Below are 19,133 nucleotides of genomic sequence, written 5' to 3' on the forward strand. Positions count from 1 at the left end.
GAGGGCGCCCCTTGCTCATCTGCGACCGGCTGCCACCGGCTCCCGTGCGGGTGTTGGTGGCAACGGCACCGTCGGCGGTGGGTCGATGTGCGGCGTGACGTCGGTGAACTCGTCCTTCGGCGCGTGCAGCTGGCCCAGGGAGACCACCTCGCGGCGCAGGAAGAACGCCAGCACCCAGTCGATCATGACCCGGACCTTGCGGTTGAAGGACGGGATCCGGCTCAGGTGGTACGCCCGGTGCATCAGCCACGCGAGCGGGCCCGTGAGCTTGAAGCCGTAGACCTGCGCCACGCCCTTGTGCAGGCCCAGGCTGGCCACGCTGCCGACGTGCTTGTGCTTGTAGTCGACCGGCTCGCGGCCCCGGATCACCGCGCGGATGTTGTCGGCGAGCCGGGTCGCCTGCCGCACCGCGTGCTGCGCGCTCGGCGAGCACATCGCGCCGGGCGGGCCGGTCAGGTCGGGCACCGCGGCGCAGTCGCCGGCGCTCCACGCGCCCTCGACGACCTTGTCGCCGTCGACGACCTGCAGGCTCGCGTTCGTGGTCAGGCGGCCGCGCTGGTCGCGCGGGAGGTCGACGAAGTCGAGCATCGGCGACGGCTTGACGCCCGCGGTCCAGACGATCGTGTCGGCCGGGAAGCTGTCGCCGTCGGAGAGCTTGACGACCCCGTCGACGCACGACTCCAGCCGGGTGCCGAGGCGGATGTCGAGCTTGCGCTTGAGCAGGACCTGCACGGTGTACGCGCCCATGTCGCGGTCCACCTCGGGCAGGATCCGGTTGGTCGCCTCGACCAGCACCCAGTGCATCTCGTCCGTGGACAGCTCGGGGTAGTAGCGCCGCACGGCGTCGTGCGCCATGTCCTCCATCTCGGCCAGCGCCTCGATGCCGGCGTAGCCGCCGCCGACGAAGACGAACGTCAGCGCGCGCTTGCGTACCGCCGGATCGGTGGTCGCGGCCGCGACGTCGAGCTGGTCGAGCACGTGGTTGCGCAGGAAGATGGCCTCGCCGATGGTCTTGAAGCCGATGCCGTGCTCGCGCAGGCCCGGGATCGGCAGCGTGCGGGAGACCGAGCCCGGCGCCACGATGATGTGGTCGTACTCGATCTCGCGCGGCGGCCCGACGATGGGCTGCACCATGGCGACCTTGCGGTCGTGGGAGACGTCCGTGACCGTCCCCGCGACGACGGTGCAGTGGCGCAGCTCCGTGCGCAGCGGCACCACGGAGTGCCGCGGCGAGATGTTGCCCGCCGAGGCCTCCGGCAGGAACGGCTGGTAGGTCATGTGCGGCTGGGGATCGACGACGATCACCTCGGCCTCACGGGAGCGCAGCTTCTTCTGCATGCGCAGGGCCGCGTAGAGCCCGACGTGCCCGGCACCGACCACAAGAATCCGTTGAGGTCTCACGACGTCAACGATCCCCTTCTCAGCGCCGGAATGCGCACTCAGAAGGGCGATTTGTGATGGAGGACAACCATGTGACCTCCATGACTATCCGGCGCGTCGCTTGACCAGCCAGCCCAGCAGTGCCGCGACCGTGACGGCGACCACCAAACCTCCCAGGGCGGCCACGGTGAGCGCCTCGTCGTCGCCGATCCCGGCGATCGAGACCAGCAGCACGCCGCAGACGGCCGCCGCGAGGACCACCGCCGCCGCCCGGGCCACCCAGCGGACGAGCACCTCGGTGGCGACCATCGAGTCGCTTGGCAGCACCGCCGCCAGGGCGGCCAGCGTGTGCGCCAGATAGAGCGTCGTGGCCAGGCCGAGCAGCCGCCAGAGCTGGATCCCCTCGACCGACTCCGCGGTCACGACCACCCAGCCGACCACGATCGCCACGATGAGCAGCGTGGTGGCCGCTCCGCGTGGTGCCAGCGCCGGGATCGCCGCGACGACGACCAGAGCGGCCACGGTACGCCCGAAGAACAGCGGCGGCGGGAACGCGAACCCCATCGCGGCCAGGAAGGCGGCGAAGATCGCCACGCGGACCAGCAGGGGGATCAGGGTGGCCCGGGTGACCTTGGTGTGCAGCCGGCGGAACGAGCCCATCATCGCGCCGATCATCGGCCCACCGCCTTCGGCGCGGAGGCCAGCCGAGCCACGTCCCGCAGCACCGTGTCGAGGCTGCCGGCGCCGGCCCAGGCGACCACGGGCACGCCGTGCTCGCGGAGCTGGCCGATCATGTTGTCGCGTTCGAGCCGCCAGGTGCCGTGCGCGACCTCGGTCCACGGCCCGCGGGCGGGCGGGGCGGCCTTGGCGGGCAGCGTGTCCACCGCGACGACGTAGCGGCCGGAGCGGGCGAGCCGGGCCAGCATCTCGGCCGAGCGGTTGTCGATCAGCGGGGTGAGCACCACGACCAGCGCGTTGTGCGAGAGCACCTGCGAGCCGAAGACCGTGTCGTACGGCTGGAACTCCGCGGGGTAGACCTTCACGTCCAGCAGCCACTCCAGCACCGTGAGGTACTGCCGGCGGCCGGTCGCGGGGCGCAGGCGGCGCGCGACCGGGCCGTACTCGAGCAGCGAGACCCGGTCGCCGCGGTGCAGGTAGTGCTCGGCGATCGCGGCCGCCGAGCGGACCGTCGTGTCGATCACGGACGCGGAGCCCTTGACCCCGCCGGACCGCCCCGCCTCGTTGAGCACGTCGAGCAGCAGCACGACCTCGGCGTCACGGTCGGAGAGCGTCGCGGCGACGTGCAGCCGCTCGGTCCGCAGCGAGACCCGCCAGTCGATCCGGCGCAGCCGGTCGCCCGGGCCGAAGATCCGTACGCCGGCCAGCTCGCCGCCCTCGCCCGGCCGCCGGGAGCGGTGACCGCCGACCAGGCCGGCGGCGCGCGGCATGGCCTCGTCGGCGTCGAACGGCTCGGTCATCGGGTAGACCCGCACGTTGCGCGCGCTGCTGACCACGGGTCGGCCGGCGATCAGGCCGTCGCACGCGGTCACCCGCGCCGACGCCGGGCCGAGCGGGTGCCGGCCCCAGCGCCGCGCCTCGCCGTCGAGCTCGATCTCCTTCGAGCCGCCGCGGGCGATCGTCACGACGTGCGGCCGGTCGGCCTCCTTGACGGCGAGCCAGGGCGAGACGAGGGTACGCACGACCACGAGGTCGTACCCGACGGCGTCGCGGTTGACCACCTGCACGCCGGCGGTGAGCGCGGCCCCCTCCACGTGGTGGTTGTCGTCGGTGCCGAGCCGGACCTTCGGCACCGCGATGGGGCGGCGGCGCAGGGCGAACGCGGTGCCGATCGCGAACGGCGCCGCGAGCACGACCAGGTCGACCCGGCCGAGCAGCACGCCGGCGATCAGCAGCAGGCCGGTGAGCAGCACCGCCCGCCCGAGCGCGCGGGTCGGCACCCACTGCGGCTCGGTCTGTTCCTCGACCGGAGCCGGCACCGCCTCCTCGGGCACCGCCGGCCGCACGTCCAGAAGGCTCATTGCGAAGCGTGGCGGGAGGGTGCGGGGACCTCGGCGAGGCGGACGCCCGCGTTCGTGTCCGTCATCGCGTTGTAGCTCGGCAGCGCGCCGCTGGCCGGCGCCGGGGTCTGCGCCAGCACCTCGGAGACCACGAACGACGGGTCGACCCGGCGCAGCCACATCTCCGGCCGCAGCGTGATCCGGTGGGACAGCGCGGGCACCGCGACGTCCTTGACGTCCTCGGGCACCACATAGTCGCGGCCGGCGAGGACCGCTTTGGCCCGGGCCAGCAGCAGCAGCGCCAGCGAGCCCCGCGGCGACGCGCCCACCAGCACCGACGCGTGCTCGCGGGTGGCCGCGGTCAGGTCGACGATGTAGCGGCCGATCGAGTCCTCGACGGCGACGTCCTCGATCGCGGCCTGCATGCCGCGCAGCGTGCCGGCGTCGACCACGGGCTGCAGCTCGGCCTCCTCCTGCCGGCGGGACATGCGGCGCTGCAGCACGTCCCACTCCTCGTCGCGGGTCGGGTAGCCGAACGAGACCCGCAGCAGGAACCGGTCGAGCTGCGCCTCGGGCAGCGGGTAGGTGCCCTCGTACTCGATCGGGTTGGCGGTCGCGAGCACGTGGAACGGCGGGTCGAGCCGGTAGGTCACGCCCTCGACCGAGACCTGCTTCTCCTGCATGGCCTCGAGCAGCGCGGCCTGGGTCTTCGGCGGCGTCCGGTTGATCTCGTCGGCGAGCAGCAGGTTGGTGAAGACCGGGCCGGCCCGGAAACTGAAGTCGGCGCGCCGCTGGTCGTAGAGGAACGAACCGGTCACGTCGGCGGGCAGCAGGTCGGGGGTGAACTGCAGCCGGCGGAAGTCGAGCCCGAGGGCCTGGGCGAAGGACCGCGCGGTCAGCGTCTTGCCGAGACCCGGCAGGTCTTCGAGCAGCACGTGCCCGCCGGCCAGGATGCCCGCCAGCACCAGCTCGAGCGCGTCACGCTTGCCGACCACCACGCTGCCCACCGAGTCGAGCACCGCCCGGGCCATCCGGCCGACCTCGTAGACGGGGACGGGGACCAGGTCCTTCATAGCCTCTCCAATGACTGGATGTACGCCGCCGCGTCGCGGGGCGCCAGGTTGCGGGTGGGCGGTGTGGCCAGGAAGGCCCAGAGCTGCTCGCCGAGCAGGGCGCGGGCGCGGTCGGGGTCGCCCGCGCGGGTCAGGCCGTGCCGCTGGCGCAGCCGCTCGTCGGCGATCTCGGCCAGCGTGCGCTGCACCGCGCGGGCGGAGCCGTTGTCGCTCCCGGCCCGCTGCAGCAGGCGCTCCCAGCGGCCGACCACGGTGCGCAGCGCGTCACGGTCGGTGAAGTCGTACGACCCGTCCTCGACCGAGGCCGGCGAGCGGCGGCGGTTGCGGGTCAGCTGGGGCGGGCGCAGGAGGCTGGTCACCCGGCGCAGGCCGATCAGCGCGACGATCACGCCGACCACGGCCGGGATCGGCACCGAGTAGCCGAAGACGCGCGCGCCGGACACGACGACCGCGGCGAGCGCGGCGCCGGCCAGCGCGGCCTTGATCCACCACCGCGCACCGGTGCTCGTGCGCTGGGCGCGCTCGGCCGGCTCGTCGTCCTCCTCGAACGTGAAGAGGTCGTCGATCAGCGTCTGGTCGTCGACCCGGTCCTCAAGGTCGTCGTCGTAGTCCGCGCTCGCCGGGCGACTCATGCGGGCACCTCGGTGCTGGTCAGCTCGGTGCGGATCCGCTGCAGGGCCGAGCGGGCCTGGGTGCGCATCCGCTCGTCGACCGTGTGCGTGGCGTAGCGGGCCTCGCGGTAGACGTCGGCCAGCGCGGCCAGCACGTCGGCACTGATCTGGTGCGCGTGCAGCAGCCGGTAGACGAGGTCGGTGGGGCTGTCGCCGACCTGCCGTGGCGTGCCGGCCGCCGCGGCCGCCTGCTCGAGCCGCAGCCAGCAGGCGATCACCGCCCGGCGCGGGTCGCTGTCGGTGTCGGACAGGTCGGTCAGGCCGGCGTCGAGCGCGGCGACCACCTGGTCGGCGTTGGGTGCAAGGGTCGGCTCCTCGCCGTAGCGGACCGGGCGGCGGCGCAACCGGCGCAGGCCGTCGCGGACCAGGATCCACACGACGAGCACGACCACGACAAGCACGACCGCGGCGCAGAGCACGGCGGCCACGGGCGCCAGCCAGCTCGGCAGCTCCCGCGGCTCGGCGGCGGCGACCTCGTCGGGCGTGGGCGGGAACGTCGGCGCGATCGGGGTGCTGAAGTCTTCCTGCGCGCCGGCGGCCGGGGTCGCGGCGGGGCGTGCGTCGACCTCGCCGATCTGCAGCGACGAGTGGCCGGCGGCCAGCGCGGCGAGGCCGAGCAGGCCGACCACGAGCGCGAGCGGCCACCAGCGGCGCAGGGATGCGAAATCCATGCCTAAGCCCCCCTGGCCAGCTCCTTCGCCCGAGCGAAGACCTCGTCGAGCATCGTGGGTGTCAGCCGGCCGGTGAAGGTGTTCTGCTGGCTGACGTGGTAGCACCCGAGCAGGTGAGGGTATCCACCGTCCGGGCTCGTCCAGTGTGCCCCATGACCGAACGCCGGGCGCGGACTGGGCGGCGTGCCGCCGTACACCCTGCTCATGGCCGGCCACCACGCGGCCCAGGCGAACGCACCAAGCGCGACCACGACACGCACTGTCGGTTTTATCAGCTCGAGCTCCCGCCAGAGCCAGGGCGCGCAGGTGTCGCGCTCGATCGGCGTGGGCTTGTTGTCGGGCGGCGCGCACCGCACCGAGGCGAAGATCCGAAGATCGTGCAGGGCGAGCCCGTCGTCGGCGGCGACGCTGGTCGGCTGGTTGGCCAGGCCCGCCCGGTGCAGCGCGGCGAACAGCACGTCACCGGAGCGGTCGCCGGTGAAGATCCGGCCGGTGCGGTTGCCGCCGTGCGCGGCGGGCGCGAGGCCGAGGATCGCGATCCGCGCGTCGGCGGGGCCGAACCCGGGCACCGGCCGTCCCCAGTAGACCTGGTCGCGGAAGGCCGCCCGCTTCGTCGCGGCCACCTCCTCGCGCCAGGCGACCAGGCGCGGGCAGGCGAAACAGTCGACGATGCCGGCGTCCAGCGCGGCCAGGTCGGCCGAGCTGGACGCGCGCGCGAGGACCTCTGCAGGAAGACGAACCACCACGATCTGTTCCTATACCACCAGAGGTGGGTTGTTCTTACACCACCGTCGGCGCGAGTCGCCGCACCGTCTCGATGGTGCGCGCCCATGACGTCACCGCGTCGACCCGGTCGTAGCTCTCCGGGCGGTCGTCGTTGAAGAACGAGTGCCGGCTGCCGGGGTAGTCGTAGAGCTTGACCGTGCCGCCGGCCGAACGGATCGCCTCCGCGGCCGCCGCGACCTCGGCCGCGGTCGAGGTGCCGTCTTCCTCGCTGCAGTGGATGACGGCGTGCTTGCCGGCGTAGCCGGACCAGTCGGGCCGCAGCCGGGACCACGGGATCGACGGGTAGAAGCCGACTCCGGCGATGACACGTTCCGACAGCGTCGGCGCCCAGAGCGCGAGGCTCCCGCCGATGCTGAAGCCGACCGCGCCGATCTCGCCCGTGACGGCCGGGTGCGCGGCGAGGAAGTCGGCGGCACCGGCGATGTCGGCGGCGGCCCGGTCGACGGGCAGCGTCTCCTTGAGCCGGCCGGCCGTCTCGCGGTCGCCGGTCGACTCGCCCCGGTAGAGGTCGGGGGCGAGGGCGACGAACCCGGCGTCGGCGAAGCGGTCGGCGATCGCGGTGATGTGCGGGACCAGCCCCCACCACTCGTGCAGCACGATCACCCCCGGCGCGCCGGGGCCGGCACCGTCCGGCACGGCGAGGTAGCCGTCCGTGGCGCCCCCGAGGCTCGGGTAACTGACCTTCGTACCCATGGGCCGTCCTCCTGTCGGGTCAGACATCGTCGGCTGCCGTTTGCTGCGCGGTCCGCGGGTAGCGGTTCCAAAACCTTGCCATGCCGTACGGGGGAACGAAAGACGACGGCGACGTGGCATACACCTCGCTTTTTCGCGCTCGGTGCACGCCGCGTCGCCCTCGATGACGTTCGATATGATGATCAGTTGGTCGCGGTCGGGGTTGGCGTGGGTGTGGTCGTCGGCCCGGGTGTGGTGGTCGGTTCGGGCGTGGTGGTCGGTTGCGGCGCCGAATCGGTGGGTTCCGGCCCGCCGAGCTGACCGTCCGGTGGGCGCACCTGCCCCGGTCGGGGAGCGACCTGGTAGGGCTGCTGGTTCGGGCAGTACGGGTAGCCGACGGCCACGTCGGGGACCGCGCGCTCGTAGAACTCGTAGGACTCCTGGCAGCGGTACGGGTCGCCGATCCGGATCGGGTTGCCGTCCTGGTCGAACAGGTAGACGTTGGTCAGCGGCTTGCCGTTCTCGTCGTACGCGTAGATGTCCTGGACGAACTCGTACGGGTTGTTCGAGATGGTCTGGGGCTGGTCGGAGAAGCCGCCGCCGTAGTTGTCGGCCTTGTCGAAGCCGACCATCCCGAACAGGACCAGGAAGACGCCGCCGAGCGCCAGGCCGGACCGGGCCAGCGGTGGCAGCTTGGGCTCCCGCCGGCCGAGCCAGATCGAGGCCAGCAGGCAGACCGCGAGCAGCAGCGTGGCGGCCAGCGTGCTGCCACCGAGCCGGGGCAGCAGGCCCGGCTGGGAGTTGCCCGCCAGCACGGTGATGGCCATGGCGACCAGGTAGCCCCGCAGGAGCCACCAGGCGGGCCGCAGCAGGCGGAGGAACTCGCTGAAGCGGCTGTAGCCGATGACCGGCCCGACCTTGCGGTCCGCGACGCCGAGCGACCCCCGAACGCTGCGGAAACCGGCAGCGACCCGGTCGTCGAAGCGGCCGGACCACTTGGCCGTCGCCACGCCGACCCCGGCGGCGGTGCGCAGTTCTGCCGCGTACGCCTCCGGTGGCCCGAGCCGCTCGACCAGCGTGCCCTCACCCTCGGCGGCGACCTCCGCGAGGTGCTCGGGCAGGTCCTCGAGGAGCTCGCCGCGGCTCGTCGGGTCGAGATCCGCCAGCGCCCGCCGCACCGCCTCGAGATATTCCTCCTGCTCATTAGTGACGTTCATGCCGCCACCTCCCTTCGGTCGGCGGAGCATGAACGCGGACGGCTGAGTCGACTGCGCTCGCTTCGCTCGCTCATGCCGCCACCCCCCGTTCGTCGAGCAGGCCGTCCATCGTGGAGGCGAAGGTGCGCCAGGTCTTGCCCGCGCGCTGGAGCTGGTCGCGGCCGGCGGCGTTGAGGCCGTAGTACTTGCGGTGCGGCCCCTCCTCGCTCGGCACAACGTAGGTGGTCAGGAGCCCGGCCTGGAAGAGCCGGCGCAGGGTGCCGTAGACGGAGGCGTCGCCGACCTCTTCGAGCCCAGCCGTGCGCAGCCGGCGCAGGATGTCGTAGCCGTAACCGTCCTCGTCCTTGAGCACGGCCAGCACCGCGAGGTCGAGCACCCCCTTGAGCAACTGGGTGGTGTCCACGGTGGAGAAGCTACTTCGCACTGCGAGGTAGTGTCAAGAACGCAGTAGTGTCGCCCGCCCGGGGCTAGAGGACGGCGCGGACCGCGGCCACGTCGCCGGCCGCGGCGACCAGGACCTCCGGTGGCGGGTCGGCGGCGACGAGGTCCGCGGCGACCACCCGGAGCTGGTCGGGCAGCGATGCGTCGTTGTCGAGGCGCGGCACCTCCTGGCGGACCCGGCCCTCCACGTCGGCGGCCAGGTCCGCGAGCCGCTGGACCAGCCGGTGGACCGCGTCGCCCCGGGTGCCCTCGCCGTCGGCCGCCGGTGCCGACCAGCGCGGCGCCTGCCAGTGGGAGACCTGCCGGGTCAGCAGGTCGACGATCCGCCCGAGATCATCCTGATCCGTCACGGACCAGACACTAGCGCCGGATGTAGCTGAGCAGGCGGAGGATCTGCCAGTAGAGGAAGATCAGGCCGACGAGCATGCCGAAGGCGCAGTACCAGGCGTAGCGGCGCGGCAGGCCGTAGCGGACGCCCTGCTCGACCGCGGCGAAGTCGAGGATGAAGGTCAGCGCGCCGACGCCGATGCAGATGACGGCGAACACGTACGGGATCCAGCCGACCTGGCCGGACTGCGTGTAGACCTCGAGGCCCTGGCGGCCGCTGACCCAGAAGACGATGAGGTTGGCGAAGCCGAGCACGACCACGCCGATCAGCGCGCCGATCACGAACCGGGTGAACCTGGGCGTGGCGCGGATGATCCGGGCCCGGTAGAGGATTCCCATGCCCAGGAACACCCCCAGCGTGCCGACCACCGCCTGGATCACGATGCCGGGATAGAGCTCCTCGAAGCCGCGGCTGGCCACGCCGAGCAGGACGCCCTGCAGGATCGCGTACAAACTGATCACTGCCGGGTTGGTGATCCGCTTGAAGCTGATCACCAGGACGAGCACGAGCCCGCCGATCGAGCCGCCGATGATGCCGAACCGCAGGGCCGCGCCGCCGTGGATCGTGAACCAGGCCGCCGCGGCGACCGCGGTGGTCAGCGCGATCAGGGCGACGGTGCGGACGACCACGTCGTCGACCGTCATCGCGCGCTGGTACGGAGCCTGGCCGAGCACCTGGCGCTCGGTACGGGCGGTGTCGTCGAGGTGGGTGAGGACCGGGTTCGAACTCTGCATGGCGTACCCCCGGCTTCGACCATAGCGGCCGAAAATGGGAGCGCCCCCGCGTCTCGCGACGTCGGGGGCGCTTTCCACTTTTCCGGTCAGTCGTCGCCTTGCAGGAAGCTCAGCAGGCGCAGCACCTCGAGGTAGAGCCAGATCAGGCTGACCAGGATGCCGAACGCGGCGACCCACGAGTAGCGCGCGGGCAGGCCCATCCGGACGCCTTCCTCGACCTCGTGGAAGCTGAGCACGAAGCTGAGCGACGCGATCACGATGCAGACCAGGCTGAAGCCGATGCCCAGCGCGCCGTTGTCGCGCAGCCCGGTGTTGAAGCCGAACAGCGAGAGCAGCAGGTTGATCATGATGACCGCGAACACCCCGGCCAGGGCCGCGACCATGAACTTGATGAACCGCGGCGTCGCGCGGATGACCTTGGCCTTGTAGAGCATCGCCATCAGGAAGAAGACGCCGAAGGTGGCGACCACGGCCTGCAGGACGATGCCCGAGTAGCCGGCGATGTTCTCGTAGAACTTGCTGACCAGGCCGACGAAGACGCCCTCGATCACCGCGTAGGTGACGATCAGCGCCGGGTTGGCCATCCGCATGAACGAGATGACCAGGCCGAGCACCAGGCCGACGACGGCCGAGGTGATCCAGACCGGACCGAGCAGCGAATCAGGAACCACGTTCCAGGCGACCGCGGCCGAGACGCCGACGAGCGCGAGGAGAGCAACAGTCTTGACAACGACGTCGTCGATCGACATCGGTCGTACCGCGGGCGGTGCGGCCGGGTAGGCCCCCGTGCCCGCGGGGTACGGCTGTGCGTACCCCGGCTGGCCGTACTGGCCGGTGGCGGAACGCTCCGCCTCGCGGCCCAGCCCCGCCAGCACCGGGTTGGACGTCTTCACAGTCACGCCTCCTGAGGACGAATTAGGTGCCCAAAGGGTACTGGTTGGGCGCCGCCAAGTGGAGAATCACGTTCGGCCGGCTCCGCTACCCGCGTACCTTGGTCCGAATGGCAGACACCGAAGCCGATCTCGTACGCGCGGCACAGGCCGGCGACGTCAGCTCGCTCGGCTCGTTGCTCACCCGGCACCGCCCCGCCCAGCTCGCGGTGGCGTACAGCATCCTCGGTCCTGGTCCGGACGCCGAGGACGTGGTGCAGGAGGCCGCCCTCGTCGCCCTGCGCCGCATCGGTGACCTGCGTGACCCGGCCGCCGTCGGCCCGTGGCTGAAGACGGTCGTCCGCAACGCCTGCCGGATGCGGCTGCGCGGCCCGGCCGAGGCGTCGCTCGACGACGGTCTCGCGCTGACCCTGCCGTCAACCGAGCCGGATCCCGCCGAACTGCTCGACCGGCAGGCGTCCCGGGACTGGGTCTGGCACGCGCTCGCGCAGCTCACCCCGGAACAGCGACTCGTGATCATGCTCCGGCACTTCACCGGCGTCACCGCCTACCAGGACATCGCGGACGTCTGCGGCGTGCCCGTCGGCACCGTGCGCAGCCGGCTCAGCGAGGCCCGGCGCAGGCTCGGCGACGCCCTGCTGGCGACCGCGGACACGGCCCACGCCGACATGGCTGCGCTGACCAGCACGCGCCGTCGCGAGGCGGAGGAGACGTTCGCCGCCGCGCACCGCGGGGAGTTCCGGACGGCCCTGACGGCGTTCTTCGCGCCCACCGTCGAGTCGCTCTGGCCCAACCGCGGCCGGGTCAGCGGCCACGAGTTCCTGATCCGCGGCATGGACAGCGACCTGACCGCCGGGATCGGGCACACGGTGACGAACGTGGTGGCCAGCCCCGACCTCAGCATCTGGGAGTTCGACCTGGTCAGCCCGCCGGACGACCCGGAGCACTGCCCGCCGGGCGCGGTCTGGGTGCACCAGGTCGCGGACGGCCGGGTGCAGCGGTGCCAGCTCTTCCACACCCCACGACCCGAGCGGGCGCTGGCACTCGCGGCGTGACCGGCGCCACGTCGAGCCTCCCGAACTTTTCCGGGCGGGCCCGCATCTTGGTGTCGTGACGATGCAGTTGACCGCCCTGGTCGAGGGGGCCGAGGCGGAATCGATGTTCGCGTACGAGGCCGACGCGCCGCCCGCGCTCGGCGCCAGGTCCGCTCGGATCGGGGGCGGGATCGTGCTGTCCGTGCGGCACGACCCGGCCGGGTACTGGAGCAAGGCGCTCGGGTTCGGCTTCACGGAGCCGGTCACCCGCGAGCTGGTGGACCGGGTCATCGGGTTCTACCGGGCCGAGGGCACGCCGAGCGCGACGATCCAGATCGCGCCGGTGGCGTTGCCACCGGACTGGGACGAGATCCGGGCCGCGCACGGCCTCGCGCCCGGCTCGCCCTGGGTGAAGCTGGCGGCGCCGGCCGCGGAGGTCCGCACGACCGCCCACACCGGGTTGCGGGTCGCCGCGGTCGAGCCCCGAGACCACGCGGAGTGGACCTCGGTGCTGCTCCGCGGCTTCGGAATGCCCACGCAGGGGCTGGACCGGATGATCACGGCCGCGTTGGCGAACCCGGCCTTCCAGCCCTACGGCGTGTGGGACGGCGCGGATCTCGTCGGGGCCGGGAACCTCTTCGTGCACGGGCCGGTCGGCGTCCTCAACGGCGCGGCGATCCTGCCCACCCATCGCAACCGGGGTGCGCAGTCGGCGCTGATCGCGGTCCGCGCTTCGGCGGCAAGGGCGGCCGGCTGCCGCTGGCTGGTCGCCGAGACCGGCAAGCCCGCGGCGGGCACGACGAACCCGTCCCTGACGAACCTCGAGCGGGCTGGGCTGCGCGTCCGGTACGCCCGGCAGAACTGGCACTGGACGAACGACACAACGGGGGAACACGATGTCTGACCACTTCACCGCCGACCAGCTTCCGGAACTGGTGCGGCCGGCGATCGAGAAGTACCGCGACGAGGCCGACGAGAGCCGGCGGATGCCCGCCGCCCTGCTCGACGAGCTGCGCACGGCCGGCGCGTTCCGGCTCAACGCGCCGCGCGAGGTGGGCGGCTTCGAGCTGCCGCTCGCGTCGGTGCTGGACGTGTACGAGCAGCTCGGCCGGATCGACGGCCCGGTCGCCTGGGTGGTGTGGAACCTCAACTGGGGCTTCAGCGCGGCCATCCTGCCCGAGTCGGGTTTCGCGCGGATCGGGGCCGACGCGCTGATCGCCAACTCCGGCCAGCCCGGCCGGTTGGTTGCGGACGGTGCCGACTACCGGCTCTCCGGTGCCTGGAAGATCGTGAGCGGCATCGAGTCCGCCGACTGGGCCGCGCTGCTCGCGATCGTGTTCGACGGCGACCAGCCCCGGATGACCGCCGCCGGGCCGGATGTCCGGATCGTCTGGGTGCCGCGGTCCGCGGTGACGGTGCGCGACACCTGGCAGGTCGTCGGGATGCGGGGGACCAACAGCAACACGGTGGTCGCCGAGGACCTGGCGGTGCCGGGCGACCTGGTGGTGCCGCTGTCCGTGACGCCGCGGATCGACCGGGCGGCGTACCGCGTACCCCTGGTGCATCTGGTGTTTCCGGGTTGTGCGGCGGTGCTGCTCGGCATGGCGCGGGCGGCGGTCGACGAGGTGGCGGCGCTGGCGGCGCGCAAGGTCGGGATGGACGGCGTGCCGCTCGCCGAGCAACCGCGCCTGCAGGCGGCGCTGGGCCGGGCCACCGCGCAGGTCGGCGCGGCCCGCGCGCTGCTGCTCGGGTGCGCCCGGGGGCTCGACGGTGCGGCCGAGGCCGATGTGCCGGCCACGGATGCGCAGCGCGGCGAGTTGCGCGGTGCGATCAGCTACGCGGCCGAGACCGCGCGGACCGTGCTGACGGCGATGTACGAGGCCGGCAGCTCGGATCCGCTGTACGGGTCGAGCCGGCTCGGCCGGATCTTCCGGGACGGCATGGCCGCGGCACAGCACGCCAACATGGCGGCGACGCACTACGAACTGGCCGGCCGCACCCGCCTGGGGCTGCCGCCGAACGCCTTGATCGTGTGATCCTCAGTGGCCGGTGCCCGGAGCGGGACTCGAACCCGCACGCCTTTCGGCAGCCGCTTTTAAGGCAGCCGTGTCTGCCGTTCCACCACCCGGGCGCTTCGTGAGCGTAACTGCCTGTCACGGTAACCGGTTGCCCCCAGCTACGGTGGAGGCGGCACCTGTCCCGCCACTTCGCATACTAGGGTCTAGCCCGTGACCAGCACTGCCCGCGCCGCGCAGCAGGCCGACCCGGACGACCCGCCCCCGGCGCCGGGGCGGGTCGGGCGCCGGTCGGTCGACCGGCTGCGGCCACTCGTGCCCGATCTGGCGATCTGCCTCGGCTTCCTGCTGCTGGCCGCCTGGGTCATGCACGGGCTCTGGCCGTCGCCGAACGGCCGGGTCCTCGGGCTCAACCCCGAGGACCAGACGCTCTACGAGTGGTTCCTGGCCGTCGACGCGCGCGTGCTGCACGGCGACTTCTCGCTGCTCACCGACCGGCTCAACGCGCCGGACGGCGTCAACCTGATGGCCAACACCACCGTGATCGCGCTCGGCACGCTGTTCTCGCCGGTCACGCTGCTGTTCGGCGCGCCGGTGACGTTCGCGGTGCTGGCCACGCTGACGCTCGGGCTGACCGCGGTCGCGTTCTACCTGCTGTTCCGGCGGGTGCTGAAGACGCACCGGTTGGCCGCGGCGATCGGCGGCGGGTTCTGCGGGTTCGCGCCCGGCATCATCTCCCAGAACAACAGCCACCTGCACATGACGGCCCTCTGGCTCGTGCCGGTGCTGATCTGGGCCGTCATCGGGATCGTCCGCGCGGCAGACCCCGCCGACCCGGTCAACGAAGGCCGCGGCGGCCGGCGCAACTGGCGCCGCATCGTCGTGTTCAGCGTGGTCCTCGCGCTCACGGTCGCGATCCAGGTGTTCATCGGCGAGGAGGTCCTGTTCCTCACCGCGTTGACCCTGGTGATCATGACTTTGGTGTACGCGGGTGCGCGGCCCGACTTCAGCCGCCGCGTCCTCGGTGGTGCGGCGGCCGGGCTGGGCCTCGCGGTCGCCCTGTCGGTGGTCGTGCTGGCCTATCCGTTGTGGTTCCAGTTCAAGGGCCCGCAGAGCGTGCCGAACGGGGTCTTCAGCCCGCACTTCTTCTCGGCCGACCTGGCCAGCTTCAAGACCATCTCGCCGCTGTCGCTGTTCGGGCGCGACGAGAACGCCCGGCTGAGCACCGGGCCGGCCGAATACAACACGTTCCTCGGCTGGCCGCTGATCCTCGTGGCGATCGGCTGCGCGGCCTGGCTGATCCGCCGGCCGCTGGTGCTGGCCTGCACGATCGCGGCGGTCGTGATGGCGGCGCTGTCGCTCGGCCCCGAGCTCGTCGTCAACGGCACGCGCACCGACATCTGGGGGCCGTACAAGCTGCTGCTCGGCCTGCCGGTGGTCGACGGCGCGCTGCCGATGCGGTTCGCGCTGGCGCTGATCCCGCTGATCGCGACGGTGCTCGCGGTCGCGGTCGACGCGGCCCTCAAGGTCGACTGGCAGCCGGGCCGGCTGCTCGTGCCGGTGCTGGTCGCGATCGCCCTGCTGCCGGTGTTCCCGAAGCCGCTGCCGGCCGTCGACCGCGCGCCGCTGCCGGAGTTCATCAGCGGCGGCCACTGGCGGGAGTGCGTCTCGCCGGGCGGGGTGATGGTGCCGGTGCCGCTGGCGACGCCCAAGGAGCCGTGGGCGATGCGCTGGTCGGCCGCGGCGGACGCGGACTTCGCGATCCCGGAGGGCTTCTTCATCGCGCCGTACGGCGCCGACGGCAAGGCGTCGATGGGCACGTTCAAGCAGCCGACGTCGCAGCTGATCGCCCAGGCGGCGACGGAGGGGGTCGTGCCCGGCATCGGCGACTTCCAGCGGGCCCAGGCCCGGCAGGACTTCGCGTTCTGGAAGGCACAGTGCGTGGTCCTGGCCGACGGCACGGTCAACGAGGCGACGCTGCGTACGACGCTGGAGCAGCTGATCGGCCCGGGCAAGCGGATCGCCGACGTGACGACGTGGAAGGTCGGCTGACACTGCGCATCGTCTCGCTGCTGCCGGCCGCGACGGACATCGTCTCCGCGCTGGGCCTCGGCGCGCACCTGGTCGGGGTGACGTTCGAGTGCACGGTGCCGCCGGGCTCCGACCCGATGGTCATCGTCGGCGGCCGGGACACCCGCGACCTGACCCCCGCGGAGATCGACTCGTACGTCCGCTCGGCGGCCGCGACGGGCACTGACCTCTACACGCTGCACGCCGACGCCCTCGCGGACCTGTCCCCGGACCTGATCCTCACCCAGGACCTGTGCCGGGTCTGCGCCCTCCCGGCGGGTCGGGTGTCCGACGCCCTGGACCACCTCGGCTGCCGTGCGGACGTGCTGACCCTCGACCCGCACACGCTGCCGCAGATCCTCGACGCGATCACGGCGGTCGGAGCCGCGGCGGGCGCACCAGCCGCGGCGGCTGCCCTGGTCGCGAGCGCGCACGCCCGCCTGTCGACGATCGCGGCGGCGGTGGCCGGCCGGCCGCGCCCCCGGGTGGCGGTGATCGAGTGGACCGACCCGCCTTTCGGCGCGGGCCACTGGATCCCGGACCTGATCACGGCCGCGGGCGGCATCCCGGTGGCGGCTCATCCGGGCACCCGCTCGACGCCGACGACCTGGTCGACGTTCGAGTCGGCGTCGCCTGACGTGGTCATCGTGTCCCCGTGCGGCTACCACCTGTCGGGCGCCACCGACCAGGCCCGCACGGTGGTGCCCCACTTCCCGACGACCCCGATCTGGGCGATAGACGCCGACACCTTGATCGTCCGCCCGGGCCCAGCCGTCATCGACGGCGTCGAGGCCCTGGCCGCGATCCTCCACCCGAACGCGGTCCCGCACCCACCCACGAACCGCATCGCCCGCGTCAACTGACCACACTGCGCGGGCCGCATCCGAACGACCGGTCTGGCGTCTCGCGCCATTGACCGTGCTGCGTGGGCCGCTTCCGGACGACGGCCAGGCGTCTGGCGCCATTGACCGTGCTGCGTGGGCCGCATCCGAATGACAGTCAGGTGTCCGGCGCCATTGACCGTGCTGCGCGGGCCGCATCCGGACGACGGTTAGGCGCGTTCCGCGCCACCCACCGCGCCACCGCGGGCCGCATCCGGACGACCGTCTGGCGTTCCGCGCCGCCCACCGCGCTGCGTGCGGGTCGCATCCGAACGCCGTTAGGCGTTCCGTGTCACTGGCCGCGCCGCCGCGGGGCGCTTCCGGACGACCGTCTGGCGTTCCGCGCCGTCCACCGCGCTGCGCGTGGGGCCGTATCCGAACGCCGTCAGGCGTGCGGCGTCGCTGACCGCGCCGCGCGGGCCGCTTCCGAACCAGCGTCAGGCGTTCCGCCCACTGACCGCACTGCGCGCGGGCCGCGTCCGAGCGAACCGGCAGGCGGCCCGCGGCGGTTCCTGCGGTTGGCGCGGCCGAACGCGGACCTGGCAGCGCAGCGCAGCGGAGCGGTGTCTGGCGGGAGCGACGGCCCGGACCCAAGCGGGCCCGAGCCATCAAGCTCCTGAATTTGACCTAGGAGAGCCGCTCCAACACCATCGCCATGCCTTGGCCGCCGCCGACGCACATGGTTTCGAGGCCGATGGTCTTGTCGTTCCAGTCCAGGGAGTTGATCAGGGTGCCGGTGATGCGGGCGCCGGTCATGCCGAAGGGGTGGCCGACCGCGATCCCGCCGCCCATCACGTTGAGCTTGTCGATCGGGATGTTGAGGTCCTGGTACGACGGGATCACCTGGGCCGCGAACGCCTCGTTGATCTCGACCAGGTCCACGTCGTCGATGGTCATGCCGGCCCGCTTCAGTGCCTGCAGTGACGCTCCGACCGGGCCCAGACCCATGATCTCCGGCGACAGCGCCGTGACGCCGGTCGAGACGATCCGGGCCAGTGGGGTGATGCCCAGGTCGCGGGCGCGGCCCGCGCTCATCACGATGACCGCCGCCGCGCCGTCGTTGAGGGGGCAGCAGTTGCCCGCCGTGATGCGGCCGTCGGGGCGGAAGACCGGCTTCAGGCCCGTCACGCCCTCGATCGTCACCCCGGCGCGCGGGCCGTCGTCCTGGGACACGACCGTGCCGCTCGGTGTGGTCACCGGCGTGATCTCGCGGGCCCAGAAGCCGTCCGCGATGGCCTTCTCGGCGAGGTTCTGGCTGCGTACGCCGAACTCGTCCATCTCCTCGCGGCTGATGCCCTTGACCTGCGCGAGGTTTTCGGCGGTCTGGCCCATCGCGAGGTAGATGTCCGGCAGGAGCCCGTCGGACCGCGGGTCGTGCCAGACGTCGGCACCGCCGGCCGCGCGGGCCTTCGAGCGGGTGCGGGCGGGTGCGAAGCGCGGGTTCTCCCACGGGCCGCCGACCTGCTCCTGCACCTCGGGCGGCAGCGAGTCCGACGAGCCACGGGCGAACCGGGACACGCACTCGACGCCGGCGGAGATGAACACGTCGCCCTCGCCCGCCCGGATCGCGTGGAACGCCATCCGCGTCGTCTGCAGCGACGACGAGCAGTAGCGGGTGATCGTCGCGCCCGGCAGGCCGTCCAGGTCGAGCATCGTGGCGACCACGCGGGCCATGTTGAAGCCCTGCTCACCGCCGGGCAGGCCACAGCCGAGGTAGAGGTCGTCGATCGTGGTCGGGTCCAGTTCGGGGACCTTGTCGAGCGCGGCGCGCACGATCGTGGTCGTCAGGTCGTCGGCGCGCAGCTCACGCAGCGAACCTTTGACGGCCCGACCGATGGGTGAACGAGCGGTGGCGACGATGACGGCGTCGCGGTCCGACTGGATGGCCATAACAAACGTTAACCCGACGTGAACCGGGCGTGAGAATGCGATTGGTCTCAATCTCTGTCGCGGCGGCGGGTCAGGACGCCGGCGACCGCCCCAGGCCGGCCAGGGCCGATACGGCCGGTAGCAAGGCGTGTGCCCACACCCGGTAGCCGTCGGCCGACGGGTGGAAGCCGTCGTAGCAGAGCGTGCCCGCGTCGGCGCGGAACACCGCTCCGGTCTCCGCGGCCAGGTCGACCACCGCGCCGCCGGCGGCCCGGACCGCCCGCCCCAGCGCGGCACCCGACTGGCGGCCCCACCACCCCGCG

19 protein-coding genes, 1 tRNA gene and 1 pseudogene are annotated in these 19,133 nt (G+C 72.4%); 5 read left to right on the forward strand and 16 right to left on the reverse strand.

All coding sequences use genetic code 11. The features are described from left to right. Positions 1 to 15: 15 nt before the first annotated feature. The 13 genes from AB0H87_RS06755 to AB0H87_RS06815 form a co-directional block, all read right to left on the reverse strand. Entirely contained in the window at positions 16 to 1,401 is a 1,386-nt protein-coding gene (locus AB0H87_RS06755; RefSeq protein WP_360140799.1) for an NAD(P)/FAD-dependent oxidoreductase, read from the reverse strand. 84 nt (positions 1,402 to 1,485) lie between these two features. Continuing rightward, positions 1,486 to 2,055: a hypothetical protein gene (locus tag AB0H87_RS06760; RefSeq protein WP_360140802.1), complete on the reverse strand. Its 570-nt coding sequence runs from the start codon at positions 2,053 to 2,055 to the stop codon at positions 1,486 to 1,488. Beyond that, positions 2,052 to 3,419 (reverse strand): DUF58 domain-containing protein, encoded by a 1,368-nt coding sequence (locus AB0H87_RS06765; RefSeq protein WP_360140805.1) that lies wholly within the window; start codon positions 3,417 to 3,419, stop codon positions 2,052 to 2,054. The genes AB0H87_RS06760 and AB0H87_RS06765 overlap by 4 nt, the downstream gene beginning before the upstream one ends. Beyond that, positions 3,416 to 4,471, reverse strand: a complete 1,056-nt coding sequence (locus AB0H87_RS06770) for a MoxR family ATPase (protein ID WP_360140808.1) — start codon at positions 4,469 to 4,471, stop codon at positions 3,416 to 3,418. The genes AB0H87_RS06765 and AB0H87_RS06770 overlap by 4 nt, the downstream gene beginning before the upstream one ends. Then, positions 4,468 to 5,103 carry a hypothetical protein gene (locus tag AB0H87_RS06775; RefSeq protein ID WP_360140811.1) on the reverse strand — a complete coding sequence of 212 codons (636 nt, stop codon included), beginning with the start codon at positions 5,101 to 5,103 and terminating at the stop codon, positions 4,468 to 4,470. Before AB0H87_RS06775 ends, AB0H87_RS06770 begins: the two co-directional genes overlap by 4 nt. Then, complete coding sequence (locus tag AB0H87_RS06780) at positions 5,100 to 5,813, reverse strand: DUF4129 domain-containing protein (RefSeq protein WP_360140814.1); 714 nt, start codon at positions 5,811 to 5,813, stop codon at positions 5,100 to 5,102. The genes AB0H87_RS06775 and AB0H87_RS06780 overlap by 4 nt, the downstream gene beginning before the upstream one ends. Before the next feature lie 2 nt (positions 5,814 to 5,815). Further along, on the reverse strand, positions 5,816 to 6,562 hold the full coding sequence (locus tag AB0H87_RS06785; protein ID WP_360140850.1) for a uracil-DNA glycosylase: 747 nt from the start codon (positions 6,560 to 6,562) through the stop codon (positions 5,816 to 5,818). A gap of 31 nt (positions 6,563 to 6,593) precedes the next feature. Beyond that, a complete protein-coding gene (locus AB0H87_RS06790; protein ID WP_360140817.1) occupies positions 6,594 to 7,292 on the reverse strand; it encodes a dienelactone hydrolase family protein in 699 nt (232 codons plus the stop codon). A 182-nt stretch (positions 7,293 to 7,474) separates the two neighbouring features. Then, positions 7,475 to 8,488: a hypothetical protein gene (locus AB0H87_RS06795; protein ID WP_360140820.1), complete on the reverse strand. Its 1,014-nt coding sequence runs from the start codon at positions 8,486 to 8,488 to the stop codon at positions 7,475 to 7,477. 70 nt (positions 8,489 to 8,558) lie between these two features. Further along, positions 8,559 to 8,891, reverse strand: coding sequence for a PadR family transcriptional regulator (locus AB0H87_RS06800; protein WP_360140823.1), 333 nt, complete (start codon positions 8,889 to 8,891; stop codon positions 8,559 to 8,561). A gap of 64 nt (positions 8,892 to 8,955) precedes the next feature. Continuing rightward, positions 8,956 to 9,279, reverse strand: a complete 324-nt coding sequence (locus AB0H87_RS06805) for a hypothetical protein (RefSeq protein WP_360140826.1) — start codon at positions 9,277 to 9,279, stop codon at positions 8,956 to 8,958. 10 nt (positions 9,280 to 9,289) lie between these two features. Then, on the reverse strand, positions 9,290 to 10,051 hold the full coding sequence (locus tag AB0H87_RS06810; RefSeq protein WP_360140829.1) for a Bax inhibitor-1/YccA family protein: 762 nt from the start codon (positions 10,049 to 10,051) through the stop codon (positions 9,290 to 9,292). 86 nt (positions 10,052 to 10,137) lie between these two features. Continuing rightward, positions 10,138 to 10,944, reverse strand: a complete 807-nt coding sequence (locus tag AB0H87_RS06815; protein WP_360140853.1) for a Bax inhibitor-1/YccA family protein — start codon at positions 10,942 to 10,944, stop codon at positions 10,138 to 10,140. Between the two features lie 107 nt (positions 10,945 to 11,051). Between AB0H87_RS06815 and AB0H87_RS06820 the strand changes: the two genes are divergently transcribed. Genes AB0H87_RS06820 through AB0H87_RS06830 form a run of 3 tightly spaced genes read left to right on the forward strand, consistent with a single transcriptional unit; the run spans position 11,052 to position 14,011 of the window. Next, on the forward strand, positions 11,052 to 11,996 hold the full coding sequence (locus AB0H87_RS06820) for a sigma-70 family RNA polymerase sigma factor (RefSeq protein ID WP_360140832.1): 945 nt from the start codon (positions 11,052 to 11,054) through the stop codon (positions 11,994 to 11,996). A 55-nt stretch (positions 11,997 to 12,051) separates the two neighbouring features. Next, a complete protein-coding gene (locus tag AB0H87_RS06825) occupies positions 12,052 to 12,879 on the forward strand; it encodes a GNAT family N-acetyltransferase (RefSeq protein ID WP_360140835.1) in 828 nt (275 codons plus the stop codon). After that, positions 12,872 to 14,011 (forward strand): acyl-CoA dehydrogenase family protein, encoded by a 1,140-nt coding sequence (locus tag AB0H87_RS06830; protein ID WP_360140838.1) that lies wholly within the window; start codon positions 12,872 to 12,874, stop codon positions 14,009 to 14,011. Before AB0H87_RS06825 ends, AB0H87_RS06830 begins: the two co-directional genes overlap by 8 nt. 14 nt (positions 14,012 to 14,025) lie before the next feature. On the opposite strand, the gene AB0H87_RS06835 is transcribed toward AB0H87_RS06830, so the two are convergent. Further along, positions 14,026 to 14,106, reverse strand: a tRNA-Leu gene (locus AB0H87_RS06835). Between the two features lie 97 nt (positions 14,107 to 14,203). On the opposite strand from AB0H87_RS06835, the gene AB0H87_RS06840 reads away from it, so the two are divergent. Both AB0H87_RS06840 and AB0H87_RS06845 read left to right on the forward strand, forming a co-directional pair. Next, complete coding sequence (locus AB0H87_RS06840) at positions 14,204 to 16,042, forward strand: hypothetical protein (RefSeq protein ID WP_360140841.1); 1,839 nt, start codon at positions 14,204 to 14,206, stop codon at positions 16,040 to 16,042. Continuing rightward, a complete protein-coding gene (locus AB0H87_RS06845; RefSeq protein ID WP_360140844.1) occupies positions 16,027 to 16,923 on the forward strand; it encodes an ABC transporter substrate-binding protein in 897 nt (298 codons plus the stop codon). Before AB0H87_RS06840 ends, AB0H87_RS06845 begins: the two co-directional genes overlap by 16 nt. Positions 16,924 to 17,568: 645 nt before the next feature. Here the strand turns inward: AB0H87_RS06845 and AB0H87_RS06850 are convergent. Both AB0H87_RS06850 and AB0H87_RS06855 read right to left on the reverse strand, forming a co-directional pair. Further along, entirely contained in the window at positions 17,569 to 18,831 is a 1,263-nt protein-coding gene (locus tag AB0H87_RS06850; protein ID WP_360140847.1) for an acetyl-CoA C-acetyltransferase, read from the reverse strand. A gap of 70 nt (positions 18,832 to 18,901) precedes the next feature. After that, positions 18,902 to 19,133 (reverse strand): annotated as a pseudogene (locus AB0H87_RS06855) (SGNH/GDSL hydrolase family protein); the annotation flags it as partial.

This window comes from Asanoa sp. NPDC050611 (assembly GCF_040654855.1).
GTDB lineage: Bacteria > Actinomycetota > Actinomycetes > Mycobacteriales > Micromonosporaceae > Asanoa.

Bases quoted from the DNA above. Each gene is read 5' to 3' on its own strand.
- AB0H87_RS06760 (WP_360140802.1), bottom strand. From the start codon at position 2,055: ATGATCGGCGCGATGATGGGCTCGTTCCGCCGGCTGCACACCAAGGTC.
- AB0H87_RS06765 (WP_360140805.1), bottom strand. From the start codon at position 3,419: ATGAGCCTTCTGGACGTGCGGCCGGCGGTGCCCGAGGAGGCGGTGCCG.
- AB0H87_RS06770 (WP_360140808.1), bottom strand. From the start codon at position 4,471: ATGAAGGACCTGGTCCCCGTCCCCGTCTACGAGGTCGGCCGGATGGCC.
- AB0H87_RS06775 (WP_360140811.1), bottom strand. From the start codon at position 5,103: ATGAGTCGCCCGGCGAGCGCGGACTACGACGACGACCTTGAGGACCGG.
- AB0H87_RS06780 (WP_360140814.1), bottom strand. From the start codon at position 5,813: ATGGATTTCGCATCCCTGCGCCGCTGGTGGCCGCTCGCGCTCGTGGTC.
- AB0H87_RS06790 (WP_360140817.1), bottom strand. From the start codon at position 7,292: ATGGGTACGAAGGTCAGTTACCCGAGCCTCGGGGGCGCCACGGACGGC.
- AB0H87_RS06795 (WP_360140820.1), bottom strand. From the start codon at position 8,488: ATGAACGTCACTAATGAGCAGGAGGAATATCTCGAGGCGGTGCGGCGG.
- AB0H87_RS06810 (WP_360140829.1), bottom strand. From the start codon at position 10,051: ATGCAGAGTTCGAACCCGGTCCTCACCCACCTCGACGACACCGCCCGT.
- AB0H87_RS06820 (WP_360140832.1), top strand. From the start codon at position 11,052: ATGGCAGACACCGAAGCCGATCTCGTACGCGCGGCACAGGCCGGCGAC.
- AB0H87_RS06830 (WP_360140838.1), top strand. From the start codon at position 12,872: ATGTCTGACCACTTCACCGCCGACCAGCTTCCGGAACTGGTGCGGCCG.
- AB0H87_RS06850 (WP_360140847.1), bottom strand. From the start codon at position 18,831: ATGGCCATCCAGTCGGACCGCGACGCCGTCATCGTCGCCACCGCTCGT.